The sequence below is a fragment of the Pseudomonas sp. NPDC087346 genome (genome assembly GCF_044744235.1).
In the GTDB taxonomy this organism is placed as follows: Bacteria; Pseudomonadota; Gammaproteobacteria; order Pseudomonadales; family Pseudomonadaceae; genus Aquipseudomonas.
On the sequence record NZ_JBIUXX010000051.1, the window covers coordinates 24,063 to 43,862 of the forward strand.

23 protein-coding genes and 4 tRNA genes are annotated in these 19,800 nt (G+C 57.5%); 17 read left to right on the top strand and 10 right to left on the bottom strand.

Annotated features, from left to right (window positions below):
- Window positions 1–82 precede the first annotated feature (82 nt).
- Entirely contained in the window at window positions 83–1,420 is a 1,338-nt protein-coding gene (gene yegQ, locus ACIOZM_RS24235) for a tRNA 5-hydroxyuridine modification protein YegQ (RefSeq protein WP_401218240.1), read from the bottom strand.
- Window positions 1,421–1,614: 194 nt separating this feature from the next.
- Between yegQ and ACIOZM_RS24240 the strand changes: the two genes are divergently transcribed.
- Both ACIOZM_RS24240 and ACIOZM_RS24245 read left to right on the top strand, forming a co-directional pair.
- Window positions 1,615–2,304: a cysteine hydrolase family protein gene (locus ACIOZM_RS24240; protein ID WP_401218242.1), complete on the top strand. Its 690-nt coding sequence runs from the start codon at window positions 1,615–1,617 to the stop codon at window positions 2,302–2,304.
- A 101-nt stretch (window positions 2,305–2,405) separates the two neighbouring features.
- On the top strand, window positions 2,406–3,467 hold the full coding sequence (locus tag ACIOZM_RS24245) for an AI-2E family transporter (RefSeq protein WP_401218245.1): 1,062 nt from the start codon (window positions 2,406–2,408) through the stop codon (window positions 3,465–3,467).
- Here ACIOZM_RS24245 and ACIOZM_RS24250 read toward each other — a convergent pair.
- The 3 genes from ACIOZM_RS24250 to ACIOZM_RS24260 form a co-directional block, all read right to left on the bottom strand.
- The gene (locus tag ACIOZM_RS24250; protein ID WP_401218248.1) at window positions 3,464–3,646 is read right to left on the bottom strand and encodes a hypothetical protein; all 183 of its coding nucleotides are present in this window, start codon (window positions 3,644–3,646) and stop codon (window positions 3,464–3,466) included. The two genes, ACIOZM_RS24245 and ACIOZM_RS24250, sit on opposite strands and share 4 nt — an antisense overlap.
- Window positions 3,647–3,749: 103 nt before the next feature.
- On the bottom strand, window positions 3,750–3,944 hold the full coding sequence (locus ACIOZM_RS24255; RefSeq protein WP_129391949.1) for a hypothetical protein: 195 nt from the start codon (window positions 3,942–3,944) through the stop codon (window positions 3,750–3,752).
- Between the two features lie 251 nt (window positions 3,945–4,195).
- Entirely contained in the window at window positions 4,196–4,540 is a 345-nt protein-coding gene (locus ACIOZM_RS24260; RefSeq protein WP_401218251.1) for a hypothetical protein, read from the bottom strand.
- A 247-nt stretch (window positions 4,541–4,787) separates the two neighbouring features.
- On the opposite strand from ACIOZM_RS24260, the gene ACIOZM_RS24265 reads away from it, so the two are divergent.
- Both ACIOZM_RS24265 and ACIOZM_RS24270 read left to right on the top strand, forming a co-directional pair.
- The gene (locus ACIOZM_RS24265; protein WP_401218254.1) at window positions 4,788–5,606 is read left to right on the top strand and encodes a shikimate 5-dehydrogenase; all 819 of its coding nucleotides are present in this window, start codon (window positions 4,788–4,790) and stop codon (window positions 5,604–5,606) included.
- Window positions 5,607–5,813: 207 nt separating this feature from the next.
- A complete protein-coding gene (locus ACIOZM_RS24270; RefSeq protein WP_401218257.1) occupies window positions 5,814–6,332 on the top strand; it encodes a cupin domain-containing protein in 519 nt (172 codons plus the stop codon).
- A 139-nt stretch (window positions 6,333–6,471) separates the two neighbouring features.
- Here ACIOZM_RS24270 and ACIOZM_RS24275 read toward each other — a convergent pair whose 3' ends face one another.
- Window positions 6,472–7,119: a YceH family protein gene (locus tag ACIOZM_RS24275; RefSeq protein ID WP_401218259.1), complete on the bottom strand. Its 648-nt coding sequence runs from the start codon at window positions 7,117–7,119 to the stop codon at window positions 6,472–6,474.
- 125 nt (window positions 7,120–7,244) lie between these two features.
- Here ACIOZM_RS24275 and ACIOZM_RS24280 point away from each other — a divergent pair, with 125 nt between their 5' ends.
- Window positions 7,245–7,754 (top strand): DUF1993 family protein, encoded by a 510-nt coding sequence (locus tag ACIOZM_RS24280; protein WP_401218262.1) that lies wholly within the window; start codon window positions 7,245–7,247, stop codon window positions 7,752–7,754.
- 145 nt (window positions 7,755–7,899) lie between these two features.
- Here ACIOZM_RS24280 and sstT read toward each other — a convergent pair whose 3' ends face one another.
- Window positions 7,900–9,132, bottom strand: a complete 1,233-nt coding sequence (gene sstT, locus ACIOZM_RS24285; RefSeq protein ID WP_401218264.1) for a serine/threonine transporter SstT — start codon at window positions 9,130–9,132, stop codon at window positions 7,900–7,902.
- Window positions 9,133–9,469: 337 nt separating this feature from the next.
- On the opposite strand from sstT, the gene ACIOZM_RS24290 reads away from it, so the two are divergent.
- Window positions 9,470–10,633: an MFS transporter gene (locus tag ACIOZM_RS24290; RefSeq protein ID WP_401218267.1), complete on the top strand. Its 1,164-nt coding sequence runs from the start codon at window positions 9,470–9,472 to the stop codon at window positions 10,631–10,633.
- On the opposite strand, the gene nhaR is transcribed toward ACIOZM_RS24290, so the two are convergent.
- Window positions 10,628–11,527 carry a transcriptional activator NhaR gene (gene nhaR / locus ACIOZM_RS24295; RefSeq protein ID WP_401218270.1) on the bottom strand — a complete coding sequence of 300 codons (900 nt, stop codon included), beginning with the start codon at window positions 11,525–11,527 and terminating at the stop codon, window positions 10,628–10,630. The two genes, ACIOZM_RS24290 and nhaR, sit on opposite strands and share 6 nt — an antisense overlap.
- A 134-nt stretch (window positions 11,528–11,661) precedes the next feature.
- Here nhaR and ACIOZM_RS24300 point away from each other — a divergent pair, with 134 nt between their 5' ends.
- Complete coding sequence (locus ACIOZM_RS24300) at window positions 11,662–11,904, top strand: hypothetical protein (RefSeq protein WP_401218273.1); 243 nt, start codon at window positions 11,662–11,664, stop codon at window positions 11,902–11,904.
- 28 nt (window positions 11,905–11,932) lie between these two features.
- The gene (locus ACIOZM_RS24305; protein WP_401218276.1) at window positions 11,933–12,676 is read left to right on the top strand and encodes a TerC family protein; all 744 of its coding nucleotides are present in this window, start codon (window positions 11,933–11,935) and stop codon (window positions 12,674–12,676) included.
- Between the two features lie 73 nt (window positions 12,677–12,749).
- On the opposite strand, the gene ACIOZM_RS24310 is transcribed toward ACIOZM_RS24305, so the two are convergent.
- A complete protein-coding gene (locus tag ACIOZM_RS24310; RefSeq protein ID WP_401218279.1) occupies window positions 12,750–12,917 on the bottom strand; it encodes a hypothetical protein in 168 nt (55 codons plus the stop codon).
- Window positions 12,918–13,152: 235 nt separating this feature from the next.
- Between ACIOZM_RS24310 and ACIOZM_RS24315 the strand changes: the two genes are divergently transcribed.
- From ACIOZM_RS24315 to ACIOZM_RS24325, 3 genes are all read left to right on the top strand, one after another.
- Entirely contained in the window at window positions 13,153–13,821 is a 669-nt protein-coding gene (locus ACIOZM_RS24315) for a peptidase C39 family protein (protein ID WP_401218303.1), read from the top strand.
- Between the two features lie 90 nt (window positions 13,822–13,911).
- Entirely contained in the window at window positions 13,912–14,118 is a 207-nt protein-coding gene (locus ACIOZM_RS24320) for a DUF6021 family protein (protein ID WP_401218282.1), read from the top strand.
- Between the two features lie 12 nt (window positions 14,119–14,130).
- Window positions 14,131–14,337: a hypothetical protein gene (locus ACIOZM_RS24325; RefSeq protein WP_401218285.1), complete on the top strand. Its 207-nt coding sequence runs from the start codon at window positions 14,131–14,133 to the stop codon at window positions 14,335–14,337.
- A gap of 79 nt (window positions 14,338–14,416) precedes the next feature.
- Here ACIOZM_RS24325 and pbpG read toward each other — a convergent pair whose 3' ends face one another.
- Together pbpG and folD are read right to left on the bottom strand one after the other, a co-directional pair.
- Window positions 14,417–15,355: a D-alanyl-D-alanine endopeptidase gene (gene pbpG, locus ACIOZM_RS24330; RefSeq protein ID WP_401218288.1), complete on the bottom strand. Its 939-nt coding sequence runs from the start codon at window positions 15,353–15,355 to the stop codon at window positions 14,417–14,419.
- 228 nt (window positions 15,356–15,583) lie between these two features.
- Window positions 15,584–16,438: a bifunctional methylenetetrahydrofolate dehydrogenase/methenyltetrahydrofolate cyclohydrolase FolD gene (gene folD / locus ACIOZM_RS24335; RefSeq protein ID WP_401218291.1), complete on the bottom strand. Its 855-nt coding sequence runs from the start codon at window positions 16,436–16,438 to the stop codon at window positions 15,584–15,586.
- A gap of 275 nt (window positions 16,439–16,713) precedes the next feature.
- On the opposite strand from folD, the gene ACIOZM_RS24340 reads away from it, so the two are divergent.
- From ACIOZM_RS24340 to clpP, 6 genes are all read left to right on the top strand, one after another.
- Window positions 16,714–16,790, top strand: a tRNA-Arg gene (locus ACIOZM_RS24340).
- A gap of 32 nt (window positions 16,791–16,822) precedes the next feature.
- Window positions 16,823–16,898: transfer RNA gene (locus ACIOZM_RS24345), tRNA-His, on the top strand.
- A 58-nt stretch (window positions 16,899–16,956) separates the two neighbouring features.
- A tRNA-Leu gene (locus tag ACIOZM_RS24350) sits at window positions 16,957–17,041 on the top strand.
- A 76-nt stretch (window positions 17,042–17,117) separates the two neighbouring features.
- A tRNA-His gene (locus ACIOZM_RS24355) sits at window positions 17,118–17,193 on the top strand.
- A gap of 401 nt (window positions 17,194–17,594) precedes the next feature.
- Window positions 17,595–18,905 carry a trigger factor gene (gene tig, locus ACIOZM_RS24360; protein WP_401218294.1) on the top strand — a complete coding sequence of 437 codons (1,311 nt, stop codon included), beginning with the start codon at window positions 17,595–17,597 and terminating at the stop codon, window positions 18,903–18,905.
- 92 nt (window positions 18,906–18,997) lie between these two features.
- Window positions 18,998–19,633: an ATP-dependent Clp endopeptidase proteolytic subunit ClpP gene (clpP, locus tag ACIOZM_RS24365; RefSeq protein ID WP_017339698.1), complete on the top strand. Its 636-nt coding sequence runs from the start codon at window positions 18,998–19,000 to the stop codon at window positions 19,631–19,633.
- The last annotated feature ends 167 nt before the right edge of the window (window positions 19,634–19,800 follow it).

Here is a 19,800-nt window from a genome sequence, read left to right on the forward strand (position 1 = left end):
AGCTGCGGCACGCTGCGATCTTTTGATCCTGTTTTTAAAAGCCAAAGTCAACAGATCGCAGCGTGCCGCAGCTCCTACAGGGTTATGTGTTTGTCAGGTCGCGCATCAGTAGGCCGAAGCGAAGGTCCACCGCATCCGGGATTGGCAGGTAAACGGTATGCCCATCCCCCGGGGCCACTTCGATTGCCTCGCCCTTGAGGTTCTGCAACTGATGCAGATCGAAGTGAAAGTTACCCTTGGGCGTCATCAGCTCCAGATGATCCCCCAAACCAAAGCGGTTCTTCACCTTGACCTCCGCCAGCCGATCACGGCGTTCCCCGGTCAATTCGCCAACAAACTGCTGACGCTCCGACACCGAGCTGCCGTGCTGGTAATTCTGGTACTCGTCATGCACATGGCGCCGCAGAAAACCTTCGGTATAACCCCGCTGGGCCAGGGACTCGAGATCCGTCATCAGGCTGCGATCAAACTCCCGTCCGGCCACCGCATCGTCAATCGCCCGCCGATACACCTGAGTGGTGCGTGCGCAATAGAAGTGCGATTTGGTGCGCCCCTCGATCTTCAATGAATGCACGCCCATCCGCGTCAGTCGCTCGACGTGCTGCACAGCGCGCAGGTCCTTGGCGTTCATGATGTACGTGCCGTGCTCGTCTTCGAAGGCCGGCATCAACTCGTCCGGGCGATTGGCTTCCTGCAACAGAAACACCTGGTCGGTTGGTGTACCGAGGCCAAGGGTCGGCGTCGGCTCACAGGTCTGCACGATGTCGCCGAGCTGGTTTTCCGTGGCCGGTTGCGCCGAGTATTTCCAGCGGCAGGCGTTGGTGCAGCTGCCCTGATTGGCATCACGTTTGTTCATGTAACCCGACAGCAGGCAGCGCCCGGAATACGCCATGCACAGCGCACCGTGGACGAACACCTCCAGCTCCATCTCCGGCACTTGCCGGCGAATCTCGGCGATTTCTTCCAGCGACAGTTCACGCGAGAGGATGATCCGGTTCAGACCCTGTTGCTGCCAGAACTCGACGCTCGCCCAGTTGACCGTATTCGCCTGCACCGACAGATGAATCGGCATCTGCGGAAAATGCCGGCGCACCAGCATGATCAGGCCCGGGTCGGACATGATCAGCGCGTCCGGTGCCATCTCGATCACCGGTTCCAGATCCTTGAGAAAGGTCTTCAGCTTGGCGTTGTGCGGGGCGATGTTGACTACCACGTAGAAACGTTTGCCCTGCATCTGCGCCTCGCGAATGCCGAGCGCCAGGTTGGCATGATCGAACTCGTTGTTGCGCACTCGCAGGCTGTATCGCGGCTGGCCGGCATAGACCGCATCGGCGCCGTAGGCGAAGGCGTAGCGCATGTTTTTCAGGGTGCCGGCGGGGGCGAGCAGCTCCGGTGCGGCAAGGGAAGGTGTGAGAGTCATGGCAGCGTCGGTCGCAAAAGTGCGGCAGGGTAGACCGGTTGCAAGCGGGGGTCATTGATCTGAATCTATGTTTGGGTTCAGGCGTTCGATCTGTGCAGAAACAGCACAGATCATGTGCTGCCGGCACTGTGTTCGATTGGGCGACGCCTGCTTAAGATTTCCTCCATCTACTCAACTGAAGAAAGGAAATTCCCATGCAGCGTTTTACTCGTCGTTTTCTCTCCGCTTGTGCAATTTCCGGCGTATTGGCCAGCACTGGCGCGATGGCCGACAACAGCCACCCAACCATTCGGGCGATGTCGGGGGCGACGCCAACCCAGCAACTGCCGGCCGGCAAATCCGCGCTGTTGGTGATCGATTTCCAGAATGAATACTTCACCGGCAAAATGCCGATCCCGGACGGTGCGGCTGCACTGGCGAAAACCCGCGAGCTGATGGCTTTTGCCGACAGCCACAAAATCCCGGTGTATCACGTACAACATGTCGCGCCGGCCGGCTCTGCGGTGTTCGCGATTGATGGCGAAACGGTGAAATTCCACCCGGACATGCAGCCGCGAGCCAAGGACGTAGTGCTGCAAAAGACCACTGTCAGCGTATTTGGCAGCACTGATTTGAACGAACGTCTGAAGAAGTCCGGTATCGAGACGGTGATCATCTCGGGCCTGATGACTCACGCTTGCGTGGCTGGTGCCGCGCGTGATGCAGCGCCACTGGGATACAACGTGATCGTGGCGTCCGACGCCTCGGCAACCCGCGCCATCACCCGCGCCAACGGTGTTTCCGTCGACAAGGATTCGCTGCATCAGTCCGCTCTGGCTGAAGTCGAAGATACCTTCGGCGACGTGATGACCACCGCGCAGATCATCAAGCTGCCAGTGCGCTGAGTCATCGGCAACTATGCTCCATGAATAAAGATGGCACTCGTGCACGCCCCGGTTGACTAAGCACCGGGGCGTGCACGACGCCTGACTGACATGGACCGGACATGAACGAAAAGAATCTGCAAAACAAATCCCTCGCCGTGCTGTTGCTGCTGGTGACGGTAGCCTTTATCTGGATTCTGCTGCCGTTCTACGGCGCGGTGTTCTGGGCGGTCATTCTGGGCATTCTGTTTGCGCCGATGCAGCGCCAGTTGCAGCAGCGATTTGGCTGGCAGCGCAACCTGACGTCGCTGTGCACGTTGTTCATCTGTCTGGTGATCGCGATTTTGCCGGTGATCATCATCAGCGTGCTGTTAGTGCAGGAAGGCGCGACGCTGTACAAGAACATCGAAAGCGGTGATCTGGACATTGCCGCCTACGTGGCGCAGTTCAAACACAGCCTGCCGCCGTACTTTCAACACCTGCTCGACCGCTTCGGTATGGGCGAACTCAACGGTCTGCGCGAGAAAATCGTCAAGGCGTCAATGCAGGGCAGTCAGGTGCTGGCGAGTCAGGCGTTCAGTTTCGGCCAGGGCACGTTCGAGTTTGTCGTCAGCTTCGGCATCATGCTTTACCTGCTGTTTTTCTTTCTGCGCGATGGCCCTGAGCTGGTGCGCAAGATCCGCACCGCGGTGCCCTTGCAGGAGAATCACAAACGACGCTTGCAGCTGAAATTCAACCGGGTGGTACGCGCCACGGTGAAAGGCAATCTCGTGGTTGCGATCACGCAGGGCGCGCTGGGCGGGGCGATTTTCTGGTTTCTGGATATTCCGAGCGCGTTGCTCTGGGCGGTAGCGATGGCGTTTCTGTCGCTGTTGCCGGCGGTGGGGGCGGGGATTGTCTGGGCACCGGTGGCGGCGTACTTCCTGCTCAGCGGGATGATCTGGCAGGGCGTGGTGCTGGGGTTGTTCGGGGTATTTGTGATCGGCCTGGTGGATAACGTGCTGCGACCGATTCTGGTCGGCAAGGACACGCGGATGCCGGATTACATGATTCTGATCTCGACCCTCGGCGGTCTGGCGGTGTTTGGCCTGAACGGCTTCGTCATCGGGCCACTGATCGCGGCCTTGTTCATGTCGAGCTGGGCGTTGTTCATCGAGAACAAGCCGAAAGTGCAACTGCCTTAAGCGCGGAAAGGGTTGCTGACGATTTTTTCCGACAGGGCCTGAGCGGCAGGCAACGAAGTCAGCGGGCCGCTGATCGGCTCGCCATCGCGCATCAGATACCAGCAGGCGAGCAAGCCCGATGCTCTGAGTGAAGCGGGAACAGCGCTGCCGATTACCGACATGATTTGAACCTGAGCCATGACACGTACCTCCATCAATCTATGGGGGTACCTTAGGGGCTCGACGGTTTTACCGACAATCAACGCTTTCGATAGTGGTCATTGACGCCAGTGAGGTCAGGCCTCAATCCACCACTTGATCGAGCATGTGCATCACTTCGCGCTCATTGAGCAGCCCTTTGTGCACCAGATTTTCCGCCAGCAGCGAAAGAAGCTTGGCGCAGCGGTGGCCCTCAAGGTGCTTGAGTTCAGTCAAAGCGCTGTACACCTTGCTTGAGGTGCACAGACCGACGATGCGGTGCGGGTTTTGTGTTGGCATACATTCGTCCTTGTTGTTATCGACCTGTTGTTTGCGGACGGCCCAAGCTTGCGGGCCCGAGATGACATAAATATGACCGTATTCCGCAAAAAAAGACGGAAGGGTTTACGTCAATCATGACGATTCTAGCCGCCAGCGTAGTCCCGATAGCGACCTCGGCGAGATTTATTCAGACACCCTGAAACGAAAACAGGCCCCGCCTTGCGGCGGAGCCTGTTTCATTTACAGCCCGAAAGCTCTGGACGTCGGCCTTAGTAACGAGGCTGAACGTAGTAGCCAGGTGGCTGGTAATAAACCGGTGGAGGTGGTGGCTGGTAGTAGACCGGTGGCGGAGCGTAGACCGGTTGGGGTTGCACATAGACCGGTTGCTGCACGTAAACCGTGCGCGGTGAGGACATCACCGAACCCGCTACCACTGCGCCCAACACGGCGCCGACCGCGGCAGGGCCTACCCATCCAGCGTGACCGCCGCCCCAGCAGCAACCGCCGCCATGGCCATAGCCACCACCGTGATAATAGTAACCACCGGCTTGCGCCTGTCCGGCAACAGCCAATGCACCGATCAGCAAAGCTAAGCCAGGAAGTTTACGGATCATGATAATTCCTCGTTGTTCAACCCAGCGCTTGAATCTGCAAATAGACCCAAGGATTATCGCGGGGATACTTCTAAGACAGCGTCGTTTTGAAAATCAGCACAGCCGTTAGGTAAAGTTTGTGTAAGGGTCTGTACCCGTTTGCTTACAGTCACCTAACGCCTGTTGCAGACACCTCGATATGATCGAACAGAACGGGTGCCGTGCGTCATTCCGTCCATCTGAAAGTGCGTTTGAAGGAGAAAGTTTCATGCAGATGAACCCCAATAAAGACACCCAATTGTGTATGTCCCTGTCCGGGCGTCCCGGGAACTTCGGTCTGCGGTTTCATAACCATTTGTACGAGCAGTTGGGGCTGAATTTCTACTACAAGGCTTTCAGCAGCCAGGACTTGCCGGGCGCCGTGGGCGGGATTCGCGCACTCGGCATTCGCGGGTGCGGCGTGTCGATGCCGTTCAAGGAAGCAAGTATTGCGCTGGTCGATGAACTGGATGCGTCGGCGGCGGCGATTCAGTCGATCAATACCATCGTCAACACCGACGGCCACCTCAAGGCCTACAACACCGATTACATCGCCATCGCCCAATTGCTGGAAACCCACGCGGTGCCCAAGGAATCGACGTTCGCCCTGCGTGGCAGCGGCGGCATGGCCAAAGCGGTGGCCAGTGCCTTGCGGGATGGTGGCTATAAAAACGGTTTGATCGTTGCCCGAAACGAGCGTGCAGGGCGGGCGCTGGCGGATTCGCTGGGTTATCGCTGGCAGGCCGAGATGGGCGACGAGCGTCCGCAGATGTTGATCAACGTCACGCCGGTCGGGATGGACGGCGGGCCGGAGGCGGGGCAACTGGCGTTTGAGCCTGAGGTTATCAAATCGGCTGAGACCGTGTTCGATGTGGTGGCGATTCCCTCGGAAACGCCCTTGATCGTGCGCGGTCGGGCTGAAGGCAAACGAGTGATTACCGGGCTTGAGGTGATTGCGATTCAGGCGCTGGAGCAGTTTGTGTTGTACACCGGGGTGCGCCCGACGGTTGAGCAGTTCGAGGCGGCGGTGGGCTTTGCCCGTAGCTGATTACCGTGGCTTTTGTGCTGGCTGAACTGGCCTCATCGCTGGCAAGCCAGCTCCCACAAGGTTTTGTGTCGTTCACATAATATGAATCCAGCACAAAAGCCTGTGGGAGCTGGCTTGCCAGCGATGAAGACACTGCGGTTTTCGGGTTGCCTATACTGAATCCCCAGCAAGCACAGACTTGCCCATCACAAAAAAGCCGAGGTTTGCATGCATCCGCCCATTCTCAACCTGCACCAGGTCGAACTCGAACCGCTGCCCGAAGCCCTCGCCCCCGAAGGCGAAACCGCCGGACGATATCAGCAGAGCATGGCCCGAATCGGCCAGCAACTGGGCGCGCAGAAGCTCGGCTACCGTTTATATGCGCTGCCACCGGGCATGCGCGGCAGCCCGTTTCACAGTCATCGGGTCAATGAAGAGATGTTTTTCGTGGTGGCCGGGGAGGGCGAGGTTCGCCTGGGCGCCGAGCGTTTCCCGATCCGTGCTGGCGATGTGATCGCCTGCCCGCCGGGTGGCCCGGAAACTGCGCATCAGATCATCAATACCAGTGACGCCGAGTTGCGCTATCTGGCGGTCAGCACCCAGCAGCAGCCGGACATCTGTGAATATCCGGACTCGAACAAGTATGCGGTGATGGATAACTTCAAGATCGACGCCGAGGGCAATGCCTCAGGCTTCGTTGCTGTGGCACGGCAAGCGAATGGCGTGGATTACTGGGATGGGGAATAGTCTTGGAAACTCCCAAGCTGCCGCAGACCCTGTGGGAGCGGGCTTGCCCGCGATGAGGCCGGTACACCCGACACATATTTAGCGGTAAACCATCGCAATCGCGGGCAAGCCCGCTCCCACAGTTATCGCGTGTGCCTGATTATTCGAGGCGCGACAAGCGCTCTTCCAGTGCCGCAATCCGTGCTTCCAGCTCTTCGATCCGCTCGACCGACACCGCGCCGCCCGCACTGCGTTCCTGAGGGTTTTGCCGCGCGGCCATAATCACCTCGATATCCGCCGGATCGCCCAGCGCATGGGTGTAGCGATCTTCACGTTGACCAGCCTGACGCGGAATCAGCACCGCCAGGCCTCGAGCAATCAGGCGTTCGAGCTGATGCACCACCTGCTCGGCGTCTTCAAACTCGTGCATGCGCCCGCTGCGGGTCAGCAGTTCATTGACGGTTTGCGGACCGCGCAGAAACATCAAGCCTGAAAGAATCACCTGCGCCGGCACCAGTTCGAGCGCCTTGTCGACCTTGTGCTCCCAGCGGTCGGCACGACTCCCCATTACCAGTTTGGCGAAACCGCGACCTTCAAGCGCCCGCAGGCTCTGGCCGACCTGGCCTTGGGTCAGGTTCATCACCGGTTCTCGGCTGGTTTTCTGGTTGCAGGCCAGCACCAGTGCGTTGAGGGTCAACGGATAGGATTCGGGGCTGGTGGCCTGTTTTTCGATCAGCGAACCCAGAATGCGGATTTCCGTGGCATTGAGCCGTGGTTCGTCAAAGCTGGTTTCTTGTTCGGTGGTCATCGCGCGTTCCCTTTGCAGTCGAAGGCGCCTAGCCTAATCCTTGCTGGATAAAAGACAAGCCGCAGCGCGCGCGGGCACGGCTATAATCGCCCCACGATTCAATCCCGCCACCACACGAGACTGCCATGACCATTTCCCTGCACGCTGCATCTGTTCCGGTTTTCCAGCAAATGCTCAACGCTTTGAGCAACGTGCTGAAAAAGGCTGAAGCCCACGCCACCGACAAAAACATCGACCCGAACGCTTTCCTGCAAGCCCGCCTGTACCCGGACATGTTCCCGCTGGTGCGTCAGGTGCAGATCGCCGTGGACTTCGCCAAAGGCGTTTCCGCGCGTCTGGCCGAAGTCGAACTGCCGAAGTATGACGACACCGAAACCACCTTCGCCGAGCTGCAAGCCCTGATCGCCAAGGTTCTGGCGTTCATCGGCGAGATCAAGCCAGAGCAGATCGATGGCAAGGAAGGCATCGAAATCATCACCCGTCAGGGCACGCCGAAAGAGAAGCGCTTCACCGGCCAGGCTTACCTGCTGACCTACGGTCTGCCGCAGTTCTTCTTCCACGTCACCACTGCTTACGATCTGCTGCGTCATAACGGCGTTGAAGTGGGCAAGCGCGATTACATGGGCGCGTTCTAAACACCCGGCCACAAAAAAGCCCGCCAAGGTTTGCGCCTTGGCGGGCTTTTTATTTGTCGCTTTAAAAGATCGCAGCCTGCGGCAGCTCCTACAGGAGAACGCTTTCCAAATGTAGGAGCTGCGGAACGCTGCGATCTTTTGATCTTCAGGCCGTACGCTGAGCCTTTTCTTCTTCACCCAGGCAAGCCGCCGCAGTAAACAGTACGTCGGTCGACGAGTTCAGCGCCGTCTCCGCCGAATCCTGCAACACGCCAATGATGAAACCCACCGCAACCACTTGCATGGCGATCTCACTAGGAATGCCAAACAGGCTGCACGCCAGTGGAATCAGCAGCAGCGAGCCACCGGCCACGCCCGAGGCGCCGCAAGCGCAGATCGCCGCTACCAGACTCAGCAGAATGGCGGTCGGAATGTCTACGGCAATACCCAAGGTATGCACGGCAGCCAGGGTCAGTACGGTGATGGTGATCGCCGCGCCGGCCATGTTGATCGTCGCACCCAGCGGGATCGACACCGAATACGTGTCTTCATGCAGGCCCAGACGCTTGCTCAGTTCCAGGTTGACCGGAATGTTCGCTGCCGAGCTGCGGGTGAAGAATGCCGTGATGCCGCTTTCACGCAGGCACTGGAGGGTCAGCGGGTACGGGTTGCGACGCAGCTTCCAGAACACGATCAGCGGGTTCATCACCAGCGCCACGAACAGCATGCAACCGAGCAGCACCATCAGCAGGTGTGCATAACCGATCAGCGCGCCGAAACCGGAGGTGGCGAGGGTCGAGGCGACCAGACCGAAAATCCCCAACGGCGCAAACCGAATCACCAGACGCACGATCACGGTCACACCGTTGGACAGGTCGCCAAGCACTTCGCGAGTGGTGTCGCCAGCATGGCGAATCGCAACGCCCATGCCGATCGCCCAGGCGAGAATGCCGATGAAGTTGGCGTTCATCAGCGCGCTGACCGGGTTATCAACCACGCTCAACAGCAGACTCTGCAGGACTTCACCGATACCGCCGGGCGCCGTCACCGCGACGTTGTCGGTGGACAGCACCAACACAGACGGGAACATCATGCTGGCAACCACCGCCACTGCCGCGGCACTGAAAGTGCCCAGCAGGTACAGGAACAGAATCGGGCGGATGTGGGTTTCCTGACCGTGCTTGTGGTTGGCAATCGAAGCCATCACCAACACGAACACCAGAATCGGTGCCACGGCTTTCAACGCCGAAACGAAGACCTTGCCGATGAACGCGGTGGACTTGGCCAGCTCGGGGGCCACCAGGGCCAGTACGATACCGGCAATCAGGCCGATCACGATCTGCGTGACCAGGCTCAGGCTTTTCAGGCGTTGCAATAGAGAAGGGGATGAAGCAGTCATGACGGCATCTCTGATTTTTTATAAGGTGCAAGGTTGCGTAAAGCTTGTGGTAAATCGAGGGCAGACCACAGCTACGAACCCAAGGGGCTGGCGCGACATCAACGCCAGTGAACAGGCCGTTGAATAGGCTGTACGTTTTTCAGGGCGCGGACTTTAGCACAGCGTAGGCCTTGTCCTTCAGGCATGTGACGATCTGCCACCTGATTGGTCTTCAAGATAGACAGCTTTGTGCAAGTCAGCTCGGAAACACTCTGTTAAGATTCTCCATCCTCATTTTCAAGTTCTGCCGGCGGGCCTTCGGGTCAACGCTGGTGTCGTCGTTTTGCTGGAGTTCCCCATGCTGTTGCCCATTCTTCTGTTGTCTGCCGCCGGATTTACGGTGCTGACCACGGAATTCGTTATCGTCGGCCTGTTGCCGGCGATTGCCCGTGATCTTGAAGTGACCATCCCGCAGGCTGGCCTGCTGGTGACTCTATTCGCTTTCACCGTGGCGATGTTCGGCCCATTCTTGACCGCATATTTCGCCCGCTTCGAGCGCCGCAAACTGTTTATCAGCATCCTGATCATGTTTGGCCTGGCCAACACGGTGGCGATGCTGGCGCCGAATATCTGGGTGATGGCCATCGCCCGGTTGATTCCAGCGCTTGGTCTGCCGGTGTTCTGGGCCTTGGCCAGTGAGACTGCCGTGGACATCGTCGGCCCGGACTACGCCGGGCGCGCCATCGCCAAGATCGGCTTCGGCATCGTCTGCGCCACGGTATTCGGCATCCCGGTCGGCACGCTGATTTCCGATGCGTTCGGCTGGCGCAGCGCCTTTGGCATTCTCGCGGTCATCGCGTTCGCCAAGGCACTGTTGCTGTTTGTTTATCTGCCGAAAACCGATCTGCACCAGCATCAGGTCAGCTTCCGCTCGCAATTCAAGATCCTGCGCAGCCCGCTGATGCTCGGCCATATACTGCTGTCGATTCTGGTGTTCAGCGGCATGTTCACCGCTTACACCTATCTGGCGGACATTCTTGAGCGCCTCGCCGGTTTCAACGGCACTGTGGTCGGCTGGTGCCTGATGGGCTTCGGCGCGGTCGGCTTGATCGGCAACTCTTTGGGTGGTCGCGCAGTTGACCGGCATCCACTGGGGGCGTCGGTGTTGTTCTGTGCGTTCATGATTGCCGGCATGGTGTCGCTGGTGCCGAACATTCATTCGCCGGTAGGGCTGGCAGTGGCGATGGGGATCTGGGGCGTGACTCAGGCTGCGTTGTTCCTGGTCAGCCATGTGCGCCTGATGAAAGCCGCGCCGGAAGCGCCGGCCTTCGCCGCCTCGCTGAACATCGCCGGGGCCAACCTCGGGATCGGCCTGGGCGCGATGGTCGGCGGCCGAGTCATCGACAGCGCGGGCCTGGGCTTCCTCGGTTTCGCCGCTGCCGGGTTCATCCTGCTGTCGGTGTTCCTCGCCATGGTGCTGATGACGCTCAAGCCGCGTGACGTCTGCGCAGAAGCTTCATAAAGCGGTAAACAGCTCGCGTCGGGCACCTTCGGTAATCGCAACGATGCCGGGGTGCTTGACCTTGCGCTCCACCGAAATGGCATAAAACGACTCGGTCACCGCGTCGGTCTGGCCAATCAGCTCGACGCCGTACTGGCGTGTCACCTCTTCGGCAATCACGCTCGGGCCGATAAAAATCCCGCTCCCTGACTGACCAAATGCCTGCATCAAGGCGCTGTCATCGAACTCGCCAACGATTTTCGGCTGGATCTGCTGCTCGGCAAACCAGCGCTGCAAACGGCTGCGCACCACGGTTTCGGCGCCGGGAATCAGCAATGGTGCGCCATGCAGGCTGCGCGGGAAGTCCTGACCGTATCGGGCTGCGAGTTCGGCAGTGGCGAAAAAGCTGATCCCACATTCGCCGAGTTTCTGGCTATAGCCTTTAATGTCCAGGTGCGAGGGCATCGGGCTGTCGGAAATCACCAGGTCCAGACGCTGAATCGCCAGATCCGCGAGCAATCGTTCGAGTTTGTCTTCGCGGCAGGTGATGCGCAGCGGTTCGCTCAGTTCCATGGTCGGTGCGATCAGCCGATAGACGATGGACTTGGGCACCACGTCCGCCACGCCGACGCGAAACAGAATCTGCTGTTCATTGGGTTGCGCGCGCAGCATCAGCTCCAGCTCGCCGCCCAGCTGAAACATCTGCTCGGCGTAGGGCAGGGCCTGACGCCCGGCTTCGGTGAGTTCAAGTTGTCGGCCAACCCGTCGAAACAACTCTATGCCGTAGGTGTGTTCCAGCAGGGAAATCTGCCCGCTGATGGTTTGTGGGGTCAGGTTCAGTTGCTCGCAGGCGCGGACAATGCTGCCGGTCTTGGCCACCACCCAGAAGTAATGCAGTTGTCGATAATTGAGCATGGTCGTCTACAGTTCGTTAAAACCGAAGTATAGACGCTAAAAATACGAATTTTCCTGAAGTGTTTGCCTCCCTAGAATGCTCATCCATCGACGGCCGGCCTGTAGGCCCTGTCTGTTCATTCGAAGGAAGCATGATGAAACTGAAAATTACCGCGTTGCTGCTGACCTCTTTCGTGGTGCTGGCCGGTTGCGACCAGGCCGAAAAGAGTGCCCAACAGTTGATGGGCAAGGCTGCCGAAACCGCCAAGCAAGCCATTGACGACACTCATAAAGCCGCTGAACAAGCGCTCAGCGACGCCACTGGCGGCCTGATCGAGAAAAAACAAGCACCGGAAAAAGAAGCGGAAACAACCGAATCTTCCTCCAAGACCATCTAATCCGTCTTACAAGAGTCAGGACTGACCCATGGAATATCTGTTAGAACTTGCCGCCAGCCCGACCGCATGGGTTGCCTTGGCCACACTGGTGGTGATGGAGATCGTGCTCGGCATCGATAACCTGATCTTTATCTCGATCCTGACCAACAAATTGCCTGAAGAGCACCGGCAGAAGGCCCGCCGTATCGGTATCGGCATGGCGCTGATCCTGCGTCTGGGCTTGCTGAGCACCATCGCCTTCATCGTGCAGTTGACCGCTCCGGTCATCGAAATCATGGGCCATGCGTTCTCGTGGAAGGACATGATCCTGATCGCCGGCGGCCTGTTCCTGTTGTGGAAAGCCACTACCGAGATTCATCACAGCATGGACCCGGCGCCGGAAGATCCAACCTCGGTGACTTCCAAAGTGACCCTGGGTTTCGCCGCCGCTATCGGGCAGATCCTGATGCTGGACATGGTGTTCTCGATCGACAGCATCATTACCGCTGTCGGCATGACCGAACACTTGCCGATCATGATCATCGCGGTCGTGGCTTCGGTACTGGTGATGTTGTTTGCGGCTGATCCGCTGGCCAAATTCATCAACGACAACCCGACGGTGGTGATGCTGGCTCTGGGCTTCCTGATCATGATCGGCATGACGCTGATCGCCGAAGGCTTCGGCGCCCACGTGCCGAAAGGTTACGTGTATGCCGCCATGGCGTTCTCGGCTGCGATTGAAGTGTTGAACATGATGTCGCGTCGGGCCAGGCAGAAAAAGCTGACTGTGTAATCGGCAATAAGCCAAAAGGCCGCCTGAACTCTTAGAGTCCAGGCGGCCTTTTTGTTTGTGTGGCGTTCAGTAATCAGTGCGCGGTCGCGTGACGGCTGTCGTGCTTTTCAGTCTTTTCGACCGCAGCGGGCTGAACTGGATGATGGTGGCGCCGGGCAATACGCAGCACGCCCCACAGCATGGCGCTGGCAACGGCCAGCCAGCCGGCAATCAACATTACGATGGTCATGGTCAGGCTCATCAGTGCCTCCTCTTTGCCCTGCGTCGGGCTCGCACATTCTTCGAATCAGTCCTTTTCAGTGACAGTCTAGTCACTGGGGTGTTTCAGGCTATTGACCAAAGGTCGTTGGTGACCAATCAGTTTGCTCTATGCAGTCGATATGTCTGCGGTTTAAGGCTATACCGCAGCCGATCCTCGTCCTATGATCATCGCCCAAGCCGGAACACGATGACCGGCGTCTGAATAGAGAGTGATGATGGTGCAGGTAATTTCTCGAATTCGTGCGGCGTTGCTGGTGGTCGGTTGTGCGGCGGTGCTGGTCGGGTGTGCGGGCAGTGTGGCGCCGCAGATTCAGCGTCTGCCGGAGCGGGTCGAGCTTAGCGGCACGTTCTATCGGGGTGACGCCAACCAGAGTGGGCCGCAGGTGCTGGCCAGCCTGTTGGCGCAGCAGGGCATCATGATCACGCCGGGACTCTTGGAAAAGCCGCTGCATTTGCCGGGCGCTGAAGACAAGTTGCAGCAGAATCTGCAAGATCTGGCTCGTGAGTACGGGATGGTGGTGTATCCGCTGGACAGCAATTTGCCGGCGCTGCTGACTCAGGTTGCAGCGGGATATCCGGTGATGGTGCGTTTCAGCGAAGGCTCGTTCTGGAGTGAACCGCGTTACGCGATCCTTTCCGGATACGACCGGAAAAAACAGAAAGTGCTGCTGCGCGCCGGAATGAATCGTCGTGAGTTGATGAGTTTCAGCTCCTTTGAATCAGCCTTCGAAAAATCCGGTGGCTGGGCAGTGTTGATCCAGAAACCGACGCAGATTCCAGCGGCAGTCGACCGCCAACGCTGGCTCAAGGCTGCCGATGAGCTGGCTCAGGCCGGTCAGGAGCGGGAAGCGGCGCAGGCGAAGAAGGCCCTGGACGCACACTGAGTCTCCGTTCGTCATCTGCCGGGCACTGCCAGGCCCGGCAAGCCTCTTAGGAATAGAGCCCGATTTTGCGGCTGAACCCAGGAGGCGAACATGGCAGATTCCCCATCCCCGAAAGGCCCGCACTCGTCCGAGCATTCCTCGGGCCATGATCTGGGATTCGATCCGGATTCACCGGATCTCGATGATCCACAAGTCGATCCCGTCGGCCCCGCCAAAGCTCCGAAAGACGTGAAACCGGACGGCGAGGATAAAAAGCCGGCCAAGCCCTACGACCCGTTAGCCAATCTGAAACCTTGATGCGAGGTGCGTATGAGTACCGATTCAAGCTTCGATGATCAAAAACCCGAGAACGTACCGACGACGCCTGAACCTGAGGTTGATCCAGTGCTGGACCCGGACAGTCCGCTGCGCGATCCGCTGGCCCGGCCGAATGTGCTGACGCCGGACCCGGTGCGGGACCCGAACAAGGGGGATGGCATTCCTGATGATGATCAGATGCCGTTGCCGAATGATTGAGATCTCTGGGGGTTAGTGAGATCTCAATGTGGCGAGGGAGTTGCTCCCTCGCCGCATGTCCCAGATAGCAGTGAAGCCGTTACTTCGAAGCCTCAACCACGCCAGTCTGGCGATTCTTCAGGTTCTTCTCAGCCTTGTACTGTTGAGCCACCGCCGGAACACTGGCGCTGCGCCCTGTCTCGACCCAACTGCGAATCCGGCTGGCATCGGCAAAATGTGTGAACTTGCCAAACGCGTCGAGAATCACCAGCGTCACCGGACGATTGCCCATGCGCGTGACCAATACCAGGCAGTGACCGGCAGGATTGGTAAAGCCGGTTTTAGTGATCTTGATGTCCCAGTCGGCCTTGTTAACCAAATGATCGGTATTGCGGAAACCCAAGGTGTAATTGGGTTTACGGAATGACACGGTTTTTTCCTTGGTGGTCGTAAGTTCGCTGAGGATTGGATGCTTGCTCGCGGCCACCAGCAGTTTGCTCAGGTCACGCGCGGTGGAAACGTTACGTTCCGACAAACCGGTCGGTTCGACGTAATGGGTGTTGGTCATGCCCAGCGCCTTGGCCTTGGCGTTCATCGCCGCGATAAAGGCTGCATAACCGCCCGGGTAGTGGTGCGCGAGGCTGGCAGCTGCACGGTTTTCCGAGGACATCAGGGCGATCAACAGCATCTCGCGACGCGGCAGTTCACTCTTGAGTTTGACTCGGGAGAACACGCCTTTCATTTCTGGCGTGTTGCTGATGTCTACGCTGATCCATTCGTCCATGTTCTGTCGGGCTTCAACCACAACCAGGCCAGTCATCAGTTTGCTGACGGAAGCGATCGGCACGATCACGTCAGGGTTGCTGGAATAAATGACTTTGTTGGTCTGCATATCCATGAGCAGGGCGCTGCCGGAGGCGATCTTCAGTTGCGAAGCGTCACGAGGGGCAGCGGTGGTTTCCGCAGCGTTGATCGTTGGCGTGATGAATGTGCCTGAAAATGCAAAAAACAGGCTCAGAATCGAAAGACGAATTTTCACGCGGGCGAACTCATAAAGGTTGGATATTCCGTTATTTGTAACGGGTTATTTCTTTAAAACGTCGCATTCTAGGATTATGGTTGAAGAACTGTCGATGGTTGTTTGAATAGCCTGAAAATCTCGTGAAAAGCCCTGTAAAAAGAGAGGTTTCCGTCGAACGGTTACAGTTTTTTCTCGAATACGAAAAACCCCGCACAAGGCGGGGTTCTTCAGAGCGGGAAAACTGATTCAGCTATGCAGGGTTTCCGCTGCATACAGAGTGTTTTCCAGCAGGCAGGCACGGGTCATCGGGCCAACACCGCCCGGTACTGGCGTGATCCAGCCAGCGCGGGGCAGGGCGGTTTCATAAACCACGTCGCCGACCAGTTTGCCGTCGTCCTGACGGTTGATGCCGACGTCGATCACGATCGCGCCTTCCTTGATCCACTCGCCTTTGACCAGACCCGGCTTGCCGGCGGCCACTACCACCAGATCGGCACGACCGACGTGGCCGGCCAGATCCTTGGTGAAGCGGTGGGTGACGGTCACGGTGCAACCGGCCAGCAGCAGTTCCATCGCCATCGGGCGACCAACGATGTTGGAAGCGCCGACGATCACTGCGTCCATGCCATAAAGGTCAACGCCAGTGCTTTCCAGCAAAGCCATGATGCCTTTAGGGGTGCACGGACGCAGCAGCGGGATGCGCTGGGCGAGGCGGCCGACGTTATAAGGGTGGAAACCGTCGACGTCCTTATCCGGACGAATACGCTCCAGCAGTGGAGAGGAATCCAGATGCTCGGGCAGCGGAAGCTGAAGCAGAATGCCGTCGATTGCCGGATCGTCATTCAGGCGATCGATCAGATCGGTCAGCGCTTCTTGCGTGGTTTCGCTAGGCAGGTCGTAGGCTTGAGAGAGGAAGCCGACCTCTTCACAGTCTTTACGCTTGTGCGAGACATAAACCTGAGAGGCAGGATCGCTGCCGACCAGGATCACCGCGAGGCCGGGAGTGCGCAGGCCTTGCTGGCGACGCTCGGCAACTCGTTTGGCGATCTGCTGGCGCAGGCTGGCGGCGATCGATTTGCCGTCGATTAGTTGTGCAGTCATTGCGCGTGATTAACCATCGAGAGGTGAAAAAAAGAGAACGCATTCTCGCATGTCGGGCGGTGAGGGCAAAGGCGCTTGGTCAGCAAATTCCCCTAACTCCTTTAATTAAATGAATTTTTTTCAAAAAGGATTTGACGACCTTCGGGGCGCTCTATACTATTCGTCGCACTTGTCGGGCACAGCCTAGCACTGGTTAAGAAGGTTGAGCGGGATTACGATTCTGCGAGACTGGAAAGCACTTAGTTTGTAGTCCTTTAAGAGTACAGATTAACAAGGCGCCCGTAGCTCAGCTGGATAGAGCATCCGCCTTCTAAGCGGATGGTCGCAGGTTCGAGTCCTGCCGGGTGCGCCATTAGGCAGCTTTGGCACAAGTAACGCGATATGGTGGGCGTAGCTCAGTTGGTAGAGCACGGGATTGTGACTCCCGTTGTCGTGGGTTCGATCCCCATCGTCCACCCCATATTTCGAAAAGCGTCAGATCTAACAGTCTGACGCTTTTGTTTTAAAGAGCTTCATCCGCGGATGTGGTGGAATTGGTAGACACACTGGATTTAGGTTCCAGCGCCGCGAGGCGTAAGAGTTCGAGTCTCTTCATCCGCACCAAACAAGCTTCATTCATGCCTTTGGCTTGAGCGGAGTTCAACAAAGAAGTTAATTGGCTTTTTTGTTACGCAATATGGTGGGCGTAGCTCAGTTGGTAGAGCACGGGATTGTGACTCCCGTTGTCGTGGGTTCGATCCCCATCGTCCACCCCATATTTCGAAAGGCGCCAGATTTAACAGTCTGGCGCCTTTTTTGTTTTAGCGGTTTCAAAACTCGGCGATAGCCGGTTTTGGGTCGCAGGGCAGGGCGTTTCGTCGTATTCATGTTTCTCGATGATGCCGCGCTGCCCGTCGGTCCTGCTTGCAGGATCGGCCGTCAGGGAGATGATTGCAGTGCCTTCTATATATAGAAGGGGTTGGCGCAGAGCCCTGGCGTGATTGTCTGTATTCGTCTTCGGGGTGAAGTGCACTCGTGCATTCGCACCTATAAATTGCCTGCTGCGTTTTTACCCGTTTTCAGTAGGGTGACTTCTTGAGTTTGACCCACTAGAATGCATGCCCTTGATTCTGGGGTCGGAAACGGCCGGCTAACGTCTGTGCAACGAGGAATATCCATGCAAGTTTCTGTTGAAAATACTACTGCTCTTGAGCGCCGCATGAGCGTCACCGTGCCGGCTGAGCGCATTGAGAGCCAGGTCAACAAGCGTCTGCAGCAGACTGCCCAAAAGGACAAGATTGCTGGCTTCCGTCCAGGCAAAGTGCCAATGAGCGAAATCAAGCGCCGTTTCGGTGCTGATGCGCGCCAGGAAGCTGTAGGCGACGTGATCCAGTCCTCCTTCTACGAAGCCGTGGTTGAGCAGAAGCTGAACCCGGCTGGTTCGCCTTCGATCGAGCCTAAGTCGCTCGAAGCTGGCAAGGACCTGGAATACGTAGCCGTATTCGAAGTGTTCCCTGAGTTCACCGTTGCCGGCTTCGACGGCATCACTGTCGAGCGCCTGAGCGCCGAAGTGGCTGACGCTGATCTGGACAAAATGCTGGACGTGCTGCGCAAGCAGAACACCCGTTTTGAAGTGACCGAGCGTGCCGCTCAGAACGACGATCAGCTGAACATCGATTTCGTTGGCAAGGTTGACGGCGAAGTGTTCGCTGGCGGTTCCGCCAAGGGTACTCAGCTGGTTATCGGTTCCGGCCGCATGATCCCTGGCTTCGAAGAAGGCCTGGTTGGCGCTAAAGCTGGCGAAGAGCGCGTTCTGAACCTGACCTTCCCTGAGGACTATCAGAACCTGGACCTGGCTGGCAAAACCGCCGAGTTCACCGTGACTGTCAACACCGTTTCCGAGCCAAAACTGCCAGAGCTGAACGAAGAGTTTTTCGCTCAATTCGGCATCAAGGAAAGCGGCATCGACGGCTTCCGCACCGAAGTTCGCAAGAACATGGAGCGTGAACTGCGTCAGGCGATCAAATCCAAGGTAAAAAATCAGGTTATGGACGGTCTGCTGGCCACCAACCCGATCGAAGTGCCTAAGGCTCTGCTGTCCAACGAAGTTGATCGTCTGCGCGTGCAGGCTGTTCAGCAATTCGGTGGCAACATCAAGCCTGATCAACTGCCGGCCGAGCTGTTCGAAGAGCAAGCCAAGCGCCGCGTTGTGCTGGGTCTGATCGTTGCTGAAGTGGTCAAGCAATTCGACCTCAAGCCTGACGACGCTCGCGTTCGCGAAATGATTCAGGAAATGGCTTCGGCTTACCAAGAGCCTGAGCAGGTTGTGTCCTGGTACTACAAGAACGAGCAGCAACTGAACGAAGTGCGTTCGGTTGTGCTTGAAGAACAAGTTGTGGATACTGTTCTGCAGAAAGCCAGTGTGACCGACAAGTCGGTCTCTTACGAAGAAGCAGTCAAGCCGGTAGAAGCTCCACAAGCCGACTGATCGTTTCTGCGTTAGACGTACACACCATAAGCCAGCTTTCGAGCTGGCTTATGCGTATTCAAGACATAACTATTTGGGAGTGACTGCAGAGCATGTTCCGTAATTCGTATATTCAGCAGAACTCTGATATCCAGGCCGCAGGCGGCCTGGTCCCGATGGTTGTCGAGCAGTCTGCTCGTGGCGAGCGCGCTTACGACATTTACTCGCGCCTGCTCAAGGAGCGTGTGATCTTTCTGGTTGGTCCGGTAGAGGACTACATGGCCAACCTGATCTGTGCGCAACTGCTGTTCCTTGAAGCGGAAAACCCGGACAAGGACATCCATCTCTATATCAACTCCCCGGGCGGTTCGGTGACAGCGGGCATGTCGATCTACGACACCATGCAGTTCATCAAACCCAACGTATCGACTACCTGTATCGGTCAAGCGTGCAGCATGGGTGCATTCCTGCTGACGGCCGGTGCTCCTGGCAAGCGTTTCTGCCTGCCAAACTCGCGTGTGATGATTCACCAGCCACTGGGCGGTTTCCAGGGCCAGGCTTCGGATATCGAAATCCATGCCAAGGAAATCCTCTTCATCCGCGAGCGTCTCAACACGCTGATGGCCAAGCATAGCGGGCGCACCCTCGAAGAAATCGAGCGTGATACCAACCGCGATAACTTCATGAGTGCAGAAGCCGCACGCGAGTACGGCCTGATCGATGAAGTGATCACCCAGCGCCCAGCTTAAAATAAGCAGCTCAAAATAGGCTTGGTCGGCTCGTCTGATCAGCGGCGGGCTTGAAAAAGCCCGCAATAGCCTTCATCTTGTGTTGCAAGCCTATTGTATTTGGTTAGATCGTATTTTTGTGAAAGTGTTTTGCTTGTTCATATGATATCTGTTGTATTGGTATTTTT